This window comes from Mycobacterium scrofulaceum, assembly GCF_001667885.1.
GTDB classification, from domain to species: domain Bacteria; phylum Actinomycetota; class Actinomycetes; order Mycobacteriales; family Mycobacteriaceae; genus Mycobacterium; species Mycobacterium scrofulaceum_C.
On sequence record NZ_LZJW01000132.1, the window covers coordinates 98,299 to 111,579 of the forward strand.

The window sequence follows — 13,281 nt, forward strand, 5'->3', positions numbered from 1 at the left end:
GGATCAACGTGCTTCTAGTACGGGTGCGGCGCCGAGAATCCACTCCCGGCTGATCGGATTGATTTCCTGCTCGCGGCGGTAGATGGATCGCAGTTCCCGCAGAAAAGAGTCGCGTTGCCACGTCTGTACCTGCTGCATGACCCCGTCGTCGGAGAACCGGTCGCACTTCTGTGAAACCACCGTCTCCGCGAGCTGGCCTGCCAGCTGGTGTAACAGCCTGGTGTTCGCCTCGAACTGTGCGGCGAAGTCCGGACTTTCTCCGATCATCGCGGTGTGCAGGCTGACCATGAAGTTCAACGGTGAGTACAAATCGACGAACCCCGCCGATGGAGGCGCCCCCTCGATTGCGGCCCATTCTCGGAAGAACATCTGCATACGATTGCTGAGCTTGATCAACCCTTCCAGGTGAGGCACGACCTGTGGATCGTCGGCGACCGTGACGAATCGCCCGTTCCGGTAAAGCAATCCGATGAAACCCCAGTAGAAGGCGATATCCCAAATCACCTTGGCCGACATCACGGCGGGCGAGCCCATGAGGGTGTACTGATCGCAGTACACGGCGAGCCACATGTCGGTCAGGGATCGGAATAGCGAGTCGCTGATTCCCGACCGCGCGACGACATCATCACCGTCGAGTTCGCGGACGATCATGTCGGTGATGAGGCCATTACCGATCGCCACGAGGTCCAGCCCCGACGAGTACAACGGATCCAGGAAGATCCCCGAATCTCCGGTGAGACACCACCGGTCGCGGCCGTCGTACACCTTGGTGACGCCGTGACTGTAGTTCTTCATCACCCTGAAGTCCTTGATCAAGTGTTCGTTCTCCGCCAGGACCGCGGCGCACTGCGGCTCGTACTCGGCGAGCCACGACCGAGCTTTGGTGAGGGTGTTGAATCGGTCGAACCGGTGAGACGCCGGGTCGGCGACGATGCCGACGCTCGTGGATCCGGACGCGAGCCGGATCAGCCAAACCCAGTAGCCCTCCCCCATCAGATGATTCGTGGAGAGTGCGCGATCGCCTTCTACGATGCGGGCCTGCCAGGCCGGGTCGTCGCTCCACCGGCCGATGTCGATTTCAGCGGCGACACGCAACCACACCGCATTGCAGTTGTGTTCGTTGTTGCGCCGTAAGCCCAGTTGGCGGGCCAGTGCACGATTCCGTCCGGACGAGTCCACCACCCAACGCGTGGTCGTCCGGGTGATGGTGTCACCGTTCTGGATGGAAACGGTGTGCGGGTGTCCCCCAGCGCCGCACTCGACCGTTACCGCGCGGCCGCGGCGGATCTCGATGCCCGCCGATCGGCAACGTCGGTAGAGCTCGTTCTCCAGCCTGCCGCGGTCGATTTGATATGTCACCTGAGGGATGAAAGAGGAACTGCCGAGTTCCAACCGCTCGGTGATATCGGTGTTGGCACCGTGGGAGAAGAACATTCGCAAGCCCATTTTGCGGATCTGTGAGGTGTGCAGGTGGTCAGCCAACCCGATGCGTTCGCGGAGGTAGTGGGCGGAAACCTCGACCGTCGACTCGCCGACCGTGTGGGTGATCTCGGGCACTGGATGTGAGTGGGGCGAGATGACGGCGATTCGGGTCCTGGGCCTGACGGTGCGAATCTCGAGCGCCAGGGTCAGTCCGGCCGCACCACCTCCGACGATCGTGACGTCATGGTCAGGGCGACTCTGGTCGGCATCCAATCGGGTCTTGAGCCTTCGCAACAGAGAGTCGCGCGCCTCGGGGCTCAACTGCGACAGTTGCGCGCGCACGTCCACACGTCCACCTCTTGCAAACCCGGAGAGATTAAGTTACTTAATAGTTAAGTACGTTACACGAAATGAGGACTCTCGCAAGCCTGGAAGCACAGGGCGCCGACAGGTCGGTCCACTGACGGGCTTGAGGCCAGATGCGCTGCGGCAAAGACGATCTCAACGGCTAGTCAAGCTTCATGCGGGACGAAGCCGACACGGGCGCCATGCGACGAAAGGCCGACAATTAGGCAGGGAGGTGGTTCGGCCGCGAGACGCCCGCGATGGCCAAAGCGCAAGTCAACCGGTGCCGCGGATCGGGCACGTCCACGCGACAACGCTCCGAGGAACCATCGAAAACCTGACCTCAGGACCTCATCATGCCTGCAGCAACTGCCGTACATTTCTTCCTCGAATTGGCCGTCATTCTCGGAACATGCCGGTTCGTCGGGCTGGTCGCCCAACGCATGGGACAACCGCAAGTCGTCGGCGAGATGATTGCCGGGGTTCTTCTCGGCCCCTCACTCCTCGGCCGGCTCGCGCCCGGTGTGCAACACGCCTTGTTTCCGCCGGGGCAGGCGAACGTGGTGCTGTACACCGCAGCGCAGATCGGCCTGGTGCTTTACATGTTCCTCGTTGGGCTCAGCTTCGACGTCAACCTGATCAGACACCGCGCCGGAACCGCGGCGGCCGTGTCGGCTGCGGGCATCCTCACACCGCTTGCGCTGGGAGCCCTTGTCGCCCTACCTCTGTTGAAAAGCGGAGTGCTGTTCGGAAAAGGCGTCTCGCTCGGGTTGGCGATGATGTTTTTGGGAGCATCGATCGCGACCACCGCGTTTCCCATGCTCGCGCGCATCATCTTCGAACAGCGCCTGTCCGGAACCGCACTGGGGACGCTCGCCCTGATCTGCGGGACGATCGACGATGCGCTCTCTTGGTGCATCCTCGCGGTGGTGCTTGCCATCCATCGAGGCACTCCGACTACTGCCGCGACGGCAATTGTCGGGGGCGTCTTGTACACCGCATTGTTCCTGACGATCGGCCGGAAAGCCCTGGCCGCCCTCGGCGCGAGATCCGAACGCCGCAACGCTGTCAGCGCATCGACCTTCAGCGTGGTTTTGGTGTTGCTCATGACGTGCGCATGGTTCACCGACGCCATCGGCATCTACGCGATATTCGGCGCTTTCGTTGTGGGGGCGGCAACGCCGTCCGGCTTTTTCGCCCACCAACTCACCGCCAGGCTCGAGCCTTTGGTGACCACGTTGTTGCTTCCGCTGTTCTTTGTCTACTCGGGCCTGAACACCCAGATCGGCCTGGTCAACACGCCGAAGCTGTGGGCGGTGACCTTGGGAATGCTCCTGCTGTCGATTCTGGGCAAGGGCGTTTCATGCACCGTGGTCGCGTGGCTACGGAAAGTCCCTTTTCGTGAATCCGTTGCACTCGGTTCACTGATGAACGCCCGCGGATTGATCGAACTCATTCTGCTCAACATCGGACTTCAGGCCGGCATCATCACCCCGACGCTCTTCAGCATCCTGGTGTTGGTAGCCGTCGTCACGACCCTCATGGCCACACCGATATTCGAGTTCGTCTATGGGCGGCACCGGGCGGGCGAGGCATCCGCCACCCCTCGGTCAACGATCCACGACGTCGAAGACCGCCGCGGCGGAGGTGACGGCCTTGTCCCCGTTCCCCTCGTCGTGGAGCAACATGCGCACACCGACACGGCCGGTCCCGCCGCGGTGCGCAACTCCCTCGACCCGGAAGGGGCCCACTTTGCCCCGCGACATGAACATGACATGCCAGCTGACCACCTGGAGCTTTCGGGTCCCCGCGACGCCGGCGGCGAGATCGATCGCCGCCGTTTCTAGGACGACGTGCTGCGGGCCGATGTGCAGCGCGGCGTCCGGGGAAGCGAGTTCGGTGCTGAGCTCGGGCAGCACCCAATGGCCGTCGTCGCGCCTGCTGGCCCCGAAGGCCTGCCACAGCGGCGGCAGGTCCGGCGAATCCTCGATCACGAGCTCTGTGCCCGAAACGTCCATCCGGCCCAGGCCTTCCGGCGGAGTGCCGATGATCGCTCCTTGTCCCTCGTTGAAGGCGATCACCCGGTCCGGGTTGTCGGCGTCGACGATCTTGCACCGTCCGTATCCCATCGTGCGGCCCTGGTGGACGATGCCGGAGCCGACGATCTCGACTCGCTCGACGTCGTAGCCGGGGTCGACGATCTGCACCGACGCGATGACCGGGTTCGGCACCGCGACCATGTCGGTCTGGCACCCCTCGGGGGACGAAATGGCCAACGGCGCCACCATGATTCCCCCGGCCTCGTTGCGCATGTCGCGACGGATGATGACGGTGTCGTCGGCCTCCCCGAGGTCCATCGAGGAGTGTTTGCGGCCGATGTAGCGGTAGCTGAGCAGGCCCGTCCAGCGTCGATAGAGTTCGTCCCGGTAGGCCTCGGAGTCTCCCGCCAACTCCCGGATGTCACGAAGCTGGTCGTTCAATTCGGGCCTCCTTCAGGCTTTTCCGTGCCGCACCTGGTTGAATGGCACGCCCCGGTCGGCGGCAAACTCACGCGGAAAGTTCAGGACCCGCTCGCCGATCACGTTGCGCGCCATCTCCGTGGTTCCGCCACCGATGCTGGCGATCTGACGGCCCAGGTAGCGGGTGCCGATGTCGAGCAACCCAGAAGCGTCATCGACCGCGGCCGCGGTTCCCGCGACGGCCAAGGCGGTGTCGGTTTCGACGTCGTGCACCTCGGCCATGTCGAGCCGGATGATCGATCCCGCGGCGGGCGGCAGCGAACCACCGGCCACGGCGTGGAAGACGTGCTCGCTGAGTTGTCCGTGCACGGCCCGGTGCACCAGCGCCCGGCCCACCATCTCTTGAACACGTTGGCTCCCAGCCTGCTTCGACTTCTCTAACACCGAAAGCAGGTCGACAGAGACATCTTCGGCTTCGGCGATGCCAGGCCCGCTGGTGTACTCCGATCCGTCGCCCATACTGCGGCGTTCGTGGTAGAGCTGGCGCGACGCGACGTCCCATCCTTTACCCGGCTCACCGACGACGGCATCGTCACCAACGTCGACGTCGTCGAAGAACTCCTCGCAGAACTCGACGGAGCCGTTGACCTGCTTGATGCGGTTGATCGTGACACCGGGATGCCGCAGCGGAACCAGGAACATCGTCAGGCCTTCGTGTTTGGGCGCGTTCCAGTCCGTCCGCGCCAGGCACAAGCCGTAGTCGGCAGCGAACGCCCACGTGCTCCACGTCTTGGCGCCGTTGATGATCCATCGTCCGTCCCTGCCGTCGGCGCGGGTGAGGACGCCGGCAAGGTCCGATCCTCCACTGGGTTCCGACAGCAGCTGCACCAGCACTTCGTCGCCGCGGAGCGCAGCGGCGATGTGGCTGCGCTTCTGTTCCTCGCTGCCCATGTCGAGGATCGTCGCGCAGCAGATGGCGAAGGACGGGACGTTGAGCATGAGCGGCGTCTCGTAGGCCAGGGCCTCGGCATCGAACGCCTTCTTGTATTCGTAGCCCAAACCGAGGCCGCCGTACTCGCGCGGGAAGCAGATGCCGGCGAATCCGCCGTCGTACAGCTTTCTCTGCAGTTCACGCGCGCGCCGCCAGGAGGCAAGCTCGTCGCGCTGCAGGTCCATCGCATCTTCGGAATCAAGCCGAGGGAGGTTCGCGGCCAGCCACGCCCTGGCCCGGCTCCGGAATTCTGCGACCGACTCGGAAGTCACCGGATGGCCTCTCGTTCGCGCGTCGACCTTGTGCTGGGCGACTGTACAGCACCGTTACCGCGGCTGTATAGCTTCGCGCCGGCCCCGCGGCGCCGCGACCCCGTGTCCGACGCCGGGGTCACTGGCACGTAATCTGCGGTACTCAACATGACCGCGACGCATCCCTTCGACGACGCCATCCGCCTGGACACCGTCGACGCCAACTCCAGGCGCGGCCGGACCCATCCGGAATGGGCCAACATGGTGGGGCCCTTCGGGGGCATCACCGCCGCGACGATGCTGCACGCCGTCGAGTCGCACCCGGATCGGATCGGCGAGCCGCTGGCGTTGACGGTCAACTACGCCGCGCCCATCGCCGACGGCGATTTCGACATCGCACTGCGACCCGCACGCACCAACCGCAGCAACCAGCACTGGATCGCCGAACTCAGCCAGGACGGTGACGTCAAGACAACGGCGACCGCGTTGTTCGCCCTGCGCCGCGACGGATGGGCCGACACCGAAAGCCAGCCACCCAGCGCCCCGGACCCCGAGCGGCTGCCGTCGACCGACCCCGGCCTGGTCCGCTGGACCAGCCTCTACGACATGCGGTTCGTCGAGGGTCCGATGCCCGGCAAAGACGGGCAACCCAGCCCCTCGTCGACCACCACCTTGTGGGTGCGCGACGGCGCGCAACGCCCCGCCGACTACCCGGCGCTCGCCGCGCTGTGCGACATCTTCTACCCGCGGGTGTTCCTGCGACGCGGCGGCTTCGTTCCATCCGGGACGATCTCGTTGACGACCTATTTCCACGCCGACCAGCACCAACTCGATGCCCTCGGTGATGACTTCGTCCTGTGCACCGCCCACGCCAACCGCTTCGCTCTGGGCTACTTCGACCAGAGCGCGCAGGTGTGGACGCGGGCGGGCACGCTGCTGGCGACCACCCATCAGGTCGTCTACTACAAAGGCTGACAGGTTTACACTTCGCCAGTGAAACGTCACGCTGGGACGCACACCGAAGGAATCGAGCCGCAATGACACAGCGCGCGCAGGACGCAGTCGCCGACGCGGCCACACTGCTCGAGATCGAATCCATCAAGCAGCTCAAGGCTCGCTACTGCCGACACCTCGACACCAAGGACTGGGCCGCGTGGCGCACCGTCTTCACCGATGACTTCGTCAGCGACACGGCCGAGGCGGGCGGCAAGGTCATCGAGGGCGCGGACGAGTTCGTGGCATTCACCCGCAAGGCCCTGGGGCGGCCGGCCCAGGCCACCGCGCACCAGGTGCACGCCCCCGAAATCATGCTCACGTCGCCGACCACCGCGCGCGGCGTGTGGGCGTTGCAAGACGTCGTTCGCTTCGGAGCCGGCGTGACGTTGGTGGGTTACGGGCACTACCACGAGACCTACCAGAATGTCGCCGGGCAGTGGTTCATCAAGACTTCCAAGCTAACTCGGTTGCGAGAGGATATCGTCACCCCCGTGTTTTCGCTCTACGTCTCCGACCGAATCCGCCGCGCGATCGGCAGAGCCGCCGACCGACTGATCGGACAGTGATAACGCCGTGACTGCCTCTACCGTTTTGGTCACCGGCGCGTTCGGACAAGTCGGCAAGCGTTGCACCCAGATCCTGCTCGAGCGGGGACGCACCGTCATCGCCATGGATCTGCGGAACGACAACACCGTCGCCGTCGAGCGCGAGCTGGCTGCCGGCCGGTACCCCGGGACGCTCGTTCCGGCCTACACCGATCTGCTGGACGCCGACGCGGTGCGCGAGCTCGTCGCGACGCGTCAGCCCGATGCGGTCGTCCACCTAGCCGCGGTCGTGTCCCCGCTGTCGTATCGCAAGCCCGCAATGGCCCGCAAGGTGAATGTCGGCGGCACTGAGAATCTCTTGGCCGCGTGCGCCGCGCTCCCCCGCCCGCCGTTGTTCCTGATGGCGTCCAGTGCTGCGGTATACGGGTCGCGCAATCCCTACCGCCAGCCGGAGCGAATCACCCCGGACACGCCGGTAAACCCCATCGATCAATACGGCCAGGACAAGGTTCTCGCCGAGGCGGCGATCCGCGCCAGCGGCTTGCCGTATGCGCTGTTCCGCCTGGGCGGGGTCATCTCGCCGGATACCCACACGACGGTCAACAGCGACTCCCTGCTCCTGATGCGGTCGATGCCCGGCGACAACCGCATGCACGCCGTGGATGCGCGCGACGTGGCGCTCGCCTTCGCCAACGGCGTCGACCGGGAGTCGACGATCGCGGGCAAGGTGATACTCATCGGCGGCAACGAGTCGTATGTGCTCACCCAACGCGAGCTCGAGGACGGACTCATGGAGGCCGTCGGTCTGGGTGGCTTGGGCCCGTCCGCCAGCCTGCCCGGCGATCCCGCCGACGATCGCGGTTGGAGCTTCACCGGCTGGTACGACACCACCGAAGCGCAGGCGCTGCTCAATTTCCAGGAGCACGACTGGTCCGACACCCTGGCCTGGATCGCCGAAACGCAGGGCCGCATGCGGACCGTGGTGCGAATGCTGAGCCCGATATTGCGCCCGGTGCTGCGTGCCGTTCTTATGGTGCAACGCCGCCTCGAGGGCCGCGGGCCATACGCCGACCCGTGGGCGCTGATCGAAAAGAAATATGGGACCGCCGCGCTGGCCGCGGTCGACTAGCGGGTCGCCACCTTCGGTCTACCTGAGTGACGCGAAGAAGACCGCGGCCTTGCGGATCGAGTCCTCGACGGGTTCCGGCTTCCACCCGAGTTCGCGTTCGGCCTTGCCGTGGTCGAGCGGGGACATCAGTTCGGCCATGCGGATTCCGGCGTAGGCGAACGGCAGGTCCCGGCGCAGCAGCACCGCCGCCGCGTCGTTGACCCGCGCACCGGCGCGCAGCACGGACATCGGGATGCCGATGCGCGGGGGGCGCCTGCCGACGGCCCTGGCCGCGATCGCGTGCAGCTCCCGGATGCTCATATAGCGGTCGGAGACGATGTAGCGCTCGCCGTTCCGTCCCCGTTCCGCCCCGAGAAGCATTGCCCTCGCGGCATCTTCGATGCCCACCACCTCGGCCGAATATCCGAAATAAAACGGGAACCTTCCGGTGGCGACCAGCGCAAGCAAGGAGCCGTGTGGGGTGGGCGCCCAGTCGCCGGGGCCATAGGTGGTGGATATGCACATCGCCACGGCGGGCAACCCCTTGTCCCGCGCGTACGACAGCAACAGGTCTTCGCCTGCCACCCGCGCCTCGATGTACGGGCCGCCCTGGTCCCAATTGTGCGGATCTTCCTCGGTGACCGGCCGATCCTCGCTGATCGCCAAAGTGCCTGTGGTGCTGGTGTAGACGAACCTTTTCAGGTCGGCGCCCAGCGCCGCATCGAGCACATGTCGCAGCCCTTCGACGTTTGTGCGGAACAATTGCGTCGGGTCCCGCAGCCACATTCGGGCGTCGACGACGCAGTAGTAGACGACGTCACAACCGGACATGGCCATGCGCAGCGCCTGGTCGTCGAAGACGTCCCCATAACAGCGCTCTACATTGAGATCATCGATCCCCTTGGTAGAGCTGTTGCGCCGCAACATGACTCGCACGTCGGCGCCCGAGACGACGAGTTGCCGGGTGACGTGCGAACCCAGGAAGCCGCTCGCCCCGATGACCAGTTTCTTCGCGGCAACCACTAACGGTCTATCCACTTCATCTGGGCTTCGGCGTGATGGCCCCCGACGGCGGGGGTGAGTCGGTCGAGGCGCGACAGCTGGTCCGCCGTCAGTTCGACATCGTCCGCACCGACGTTTTCTTCGAGTCGCGCCACTCGCTTCGTTCCCGGAATCGGCACGATGTCGGGGCCTTTCGCCAACAGCCAGGCGAGGGCCACCTGAGCGGGGGTGGCACCGATGTCAGCGCTGATGTCGCGCAATTCGTCCGCGCTGTTCAAGTTGTGCTGGAAGTTCTCGTCGAAGAAACGCGGATTGGTCTTGCGGTAGTCGCTGTCCGGCAACCCTTCGGTTGAGCGGATGGCACCGGTCAGGAAGCCACGCCCCAACGGAGAGTAGGCTACGAACCCGATCCCCAGTTCGCGCAGCAGCGGCAGGATCTCGGCTTCTTGATCGCGCGTCCACAACGAGTATTCCGATTGCACGGCGGTGATGGGGTGCACCGCATGCGCGCGCCGGATTGTGTTCACGCCGACCTCTGAAAGGCCGATATGCCGGATCTTCCCGGCCGCGACCAGTTCCGCCAATGCTCCGACCGTGTCTTCGATCGGAGTCTCCCGGTCGAGGCGGTGCTGATAGTAGAGATCGATGCGATCGGTTCCGAGCCTCTGCAGCGAACCGTCCACCGCGATGCGGATGTTGGCGGGACTGCTGTCCAGCCCGGCGCGCCCCGTGTGGGAGATCATGCCGAACTTGGTAGCCAACTTCACCTGGTCCCGTCGCCCCTGCAACGCGCGGGCAAGCAATTCCTCGTTGGCATAAGGACCGTAGACCTCGGCGGTGTCGATCAGCGTCACGCCCAGATCGATGGCGCGCTGAACCGTGCGGATCGACTCGGCGTCATCGGTGCCGGCGCCGGCGTACGCCACGGACATTCCCATCGCGCCCAGGCCCAGGCGGCCGACCTCCAGGTCGGCGAGGCGAGCTTGTTTCATGGGGTCATTGTGCGCCCGGCGACTTCACGAGACGGGACGGGTACCGTTGCGCGAGTGCACCGCATCGATCTCGCCGCGATCCGATGGACGACGTAGAGACCGGGCGACCGGCCCGCAATCTGGCGGTCGACTACTACCGCGCGTCGGGCGTGGTGCTCATCGTGCTGGGCCACTGGCTGGCCGGTTCGGTGACCTACCACGACGGGCAATTCGGCCGCGAGAACCCGCTGCTCGACATGCCATGGACCCAGTGGCTGACCTGGATTTTCCAGGCGGTTCCGGTGTTTTTCTTCGTGGCCGGCTATGCCGGGGCGGTGTCGTGGGCTCACCGCCGCGACGCCGAAAGCTTCTCGCGCCAGGCCTGGATCCGGCACCGCCTCGCTCGGGTGCTGGGGCCCACCACGGTCTACGTTGCGCTGGTTTCGGTGATCGTGGTGATCCTCCAGGTCCGACGTCTTCCCGGCACGGTGTTGGAATACGCGGGTTGGGCGGTGGCCATGCACCTGTGGTTCCTCGCCGTATATGTGCTTGTCGTGTCATTGACGCCGATTGCCGTTGCGGCGCATAAACGTTGGGGCCTACTGGTCCCGTTGGCACTGGCCGCGGGAGTCGTGCTGGTCGACGCCGTCTCGCTCGCGGGCCACGTCCCGTACATCGGAACGCTGAACTATCTGCTGTGCTGGGGCCTGCTCTACCAGCTCGGGATCGCCTGGCAGGGTGGCCTGTTGTCCGGCCGCCGGCCGGTGCTGCTCGCTGCCGGTTCGGCCGTCGCTCTGGTGCTGTTGATCCGGGTGGGGCCTTATCCGGTGAGCATGATCGGCGTTCCGGGCGAAGCGATTGAGAATACGACCCCGCCGACCGTGGCGATGATGGCCTTCGGGTGCACGCAAGCGGGCCTGGCGATGGCGTTGGCGGCGGCACTGGATCGGGTCCTGCACCATCGATCGGCGCACCGCGTGTTGTCCACCGCCAACGCCAACGTGATGGCCCTTTACCTGTGGCACATGATCCCGGTGGTCATCGTCGCGATCGTCGCCTATCCGGCGGGACTGATCCCGCAACCACCCGAGGGTTCGGTGGCGTGGTGGCTGGTGCGACTGGAGTGGATCACGATCCTCGGCGTGGTGACCGCAGCCGAACTACTGCTGCTCTGGTGGCAGCGGCGGGTCTTCGCGGTTCCGCTGCCCACGATCGGGCTGCCGCTCGGCGACCGCTTTGCCGAGGCGATCATGTTGACCGGCGCCCTCCTGGCCGCCGCCGGGTTGCATTTGTTGGCGCAGGGCGGCTTCGCGCCGAACGGGCGATTCTCCTGGCCGACCGCGGCCCTGTTCGCCGCAGGCGTCGTGTTGGTGGCGGTGCGGCCCAGAACCCGGGACACGCTCCCTTCGGGTAAGCGACTTACGACCCCTTGAGATGGGCCCTAGTGCCCTGGTCGGCTCCGTGATCGGAGAGAAACGTTTCCGCCAAGGCTCGCCGGTACTGAAGCAGTTGAGCCTAGGCTAAAGGGAGACATCCTCGCTAAGGGAGTACACCGATGTCACACGCCACGCTCCACACCAGCCAGGTCCCCCAGCACCGCGCGGAAGACGCCGAGCTACTACGGAACTCGGGAGTGCACAAGCTCGTCGTCGCGGACCGCGACGGCAACTGCTTGGCCTTCCTATTGGCCTGGGACAGCTTCGACTACGACGCCGAGACCGACACCTACGTGTGCGTCGTCGATAGCGATGGCAGAGACCTCATGACCGTGTACACCGCCGGTGAGATCAAGCCGGCAGCCAAGGCGAACACCTATGTCGTCACCGCACCCGATAGGTTGAATGGCCACAGGGCGCTGTAGACGCCCCGCCCTACGGACCGAGCGGGTCCCGGCGCGCCAGTTTTCGACGCGTCGCGCAACGCTTGTCGCCGCGGTAGCGCGAATGGCGGGTTCTTGACATCGCCGAGCTTATGATAGACCGTTCGTACGGTTAGTTTGAGCCGAAGGATGGAGATGCCTCGACCTGGTAGGCGTGGCGAGATCTTCGACGCGTTTGTCCGCTATGTAGCCGAACGCGGCTACGACAGAACGAATATGGGCGACATCGCCGACGAGCTCGGCATGTCGAAGGGCACCATCGTTCATCACTTCGGCACCAAGGCGCAGATGTTGCGCGAGCTCGAGGAAACCCACCTGGCGCGCCAACTCGATGCGGTGCAGATGGCGTGGTCGCGGCTCGAAACACCGCAGGAACGCATCGCCGCAATCATCTACACCTCCGCACTGCTACAGGTGGTCGCCCGTGAAGCGACGGTGGCAAGCCAGCGCGAGGTGGTTCAGTTGTCCGACGACCCGGCGATGCAGCAAGTCCGCAAGTTGCGGATCCAGTTGCAAAATTTGGCAATTGACGAGATCCGCAGCGGGATCGACAGCGGAGTCTTCCGAACCGTCGACGTCGAACTGGCGGCACTGCAGCTGTGGGGATCGCTCGAGTGGATGTGGGTGTGGTTCGGCCCCGCCGATTCCCGCACTCCAGAACAGGTCGGGGCCGCCTTCGTCGATGTATTCCTCGGCGGGTTGCTGCTCGACCGCCTCGGGTTGGGTAAATGGGCAAGCCCGTCCGCAGAGGTCGTCTCGGTGGTGCGTGAATGCCTCGTCGCGGTCACGGGCGCGGCTGAGTAACCGCGAACGCCATTGCACCGGGCCGTAATTGGCCCTTTGCCAATACTCCCCTTGGCACTCCCCCGGGCGCCGATTCGGCGTCGGCCGACGCGCGAAGAGCAACCACCCATACTGTACGCCAGGTCGGTTTAGATGGGAGCGCTTTTCGGTGGCCGTGCCCTATCGGTCTTGTGGTGGTCAAACCGATAACCCTCAAAGTCCCTGGTATCCATAAGATGACGGCTAATCGACGCCGCGCCATGCGCGTGTCCGCGAGCGACGAGAATCCGCCGCGCGCGTCGGTTATTGACTGACCGTACGGTCTAATGCCATAGTGGTGCGTGGCGCAAACACGGGCGGCATGCAGCCGAAGGGTGGGATCTGAGAGGGTCGGGCGGCGGGATCGCCGGTTCGACTGGCGCCGACAAGCAGCCGACGCGGCACGCTATCTGTGGCACCAACCGTTGACGCATCACGACCCGGGGCGAAGAAGTCAGGAACACTGCCCTGCCCCGTCGCATTCGAAACC

Annotated in this window: 11 protein-coding genes and 1 pseudogene; 7 read left to right on the plus strand and 5 right to left on the minus strand. The window is 65.0% G+C overall.

Annotated features, from left to right (window positions below; all coding sequences use genetic code 11):
* Positions 1-3: 3 nt before the first annotated feature.
* A complete protein-coding gene (locus tag A5681_RS19305; RefSeq protein ID WP_156738062.1) occupies positions 4-1,770 on the minus strand; it encodes an NAD(P)/FAD-dependent oxidoreductase in 1,767 nt (588 codons plus the stop codon).
* 353 nt (positions 1,771-2,123) lie between these two features.
* On the opposite strand from A5681_RS19305, the pseudogene A5681_RS26705 reads away from it, so the two are divergent.
* Positions 2,124-3,314 (plus strand): annotated as a pseudogene (locus A5681_RS26705) (cation:proton antiporter); the annotation flags it as partial.
* 63 nt (positions 3,315-3,377) lie between these two features.
* On the opposite strand, the gene A5681_RS19310 reads toward A5681_RS26705, so the two are convergent.
* Both A5681_RS19310 and A5681_RS19315 read right to left on the minus strand, forming a co-directional pair.
* The gene (locus tag A5681_RS19310; protein ID WP_067278643.1) at positions 3,378-4,247 is read right to left on the minus strand and encodes a hypothetical protein; all 870 of its coding nucleotides are present in this window, start codon (positions 4,245-4,247) and stop codon (positions 3,378-3,380) included.
* A gap of 12 nt (positions 4,248-4,259) precedes the next feature.
* The gene (locus A5681_RS19315) at positions 4,260-5,489 is read right to left on the minus strand and encodes an acyl-CoA dehydrogenase family protein (protein ID WP_067278646.1); all 1,230 of its coding nucleotides are present in this window, start codon (positions 5,487-5,489) and stop codon (positions 4,260-4,262) included.
* Positions 5,490-5,636: 147 nt separating this feature from the next.
* Here A5681_RS19315 and A5681_RS19320 point away from each other — a divergent pair, with 147 nt between their 5' ends.
* From A5681_RS19320 to A5681_RS19330, 3 genes are all read left to right on the plus strand, one after another.
* Positions 5,637-6,443 (plus strand): acyl-CoA thioesterase, encoded by an 807-nt coding sequence (locus tag A5681_RS19320; protein ID WP_067278649.1) that lies wholly within the window; start codon positions 5,637-5,639, stop codon positions 6,441-6,443.
* Positions 6,444-6,505: 62 nt separating this feature from the next.
* On the plus strand, positions 6,506-7,030 hold the full coding sequence (locus tag A5681_RS19325) for a nuclear transport factor 2 family protein (protein ID WP_067278652.1): 525 nt from the start codon (positions 6,506-6,508) through the stop codon (positions 7,028-7,030).
* A 7-nt stretch (positions 7,031-7,037) separates the two neighbouring features.
* Positions 7,038-8,138 carry an NAD-dependent epimerase/dehydratase family protein gene (locus A5681_RS19330; RefSeq protein ID WP_067278655.1) on the plus strand — a complete coding sequence of 367 codons (1,101 nt, stop codon included), beginning with the start codon at positions 7,038-7,040 and terminating at the stop codon, positions 8,136-8,138.
* 18 nt (positions 8,139-8,156) lie between these two features.
* Here the strand turns inward: A5681_RS19330 and A5681_RS19335 are convergent, their stop codons facing one another.
* Both A5681_RS19335 and A5681_RS19340 read right to left on the minus strand, forming a co-directional pair.
* Entirely contained in the window at positions 8,157-9,140 is a 984-nt protein-coding gene (locus A5681_RS19335) for an NAD-dependent epimerase/dehydratase family protein (protein ID WP_067278658.1), read from the minus strand.
* Entirely contained in the window at positions 9,140-10,111 is a 972-nt protein-coding gene (locus A5681_RS19340) for an aldo/keto reductase (protein ID WP_067278660.1), read from the minus strand. Before A5681_RS19340 ends, A5681_RS19335 begins: the two co-directional genes overlap by 1 nt.
* Before the next feature lie 83 nt (positions 10,112-10,194).
* On the opposite strand from A5681_RS19340, the gene A5681_RS19345 reads away from it, so the two are divergent.
* The 3 genes from A5681_RS19345 (at position 10,195) to A5681_RS19355 (ending at position 12,773) form a co-directional block, all read left to right on the plus strand.
* Positions 10,195-11,523 (plus strand): acyltransferase family protein, encoded by a 1,329-nt coding sequence (locus A5681_RS19345; protein ID WP_067278662.1) that lies wholly within the window; start codon positions 10,195-10,197, stop codon positions 11,521-11,523.
* A 122-nt stretch (positions 11,524-11,645) separates the two neighbouring features.
* Positions 11,646-11,951 (plus strand): hypothetical protein, encoded by a 306-nt coding sequence (locus A5681_RS19350; protein ID WP_067278665.1) that lies wholly within the window; start codon positions 11,646-11,648, stop codon positions 11,949-11,951.
* Positions 11,952-12,104: 153 nt separating this feature from the next.
* Positions 12,105-12,773, plus strand: a complete 669-nt coding sequence (locus A5681_RS19355; RefSeq protein ID WP_067278926.1) for a TetR/AcrR family transcriptional regulator — start codon at positions 12,105-12,107, stop codon at positions 12,771-12,773.
* Positions 12,774-13,281 lie beyond the last annotated feature (508 nt).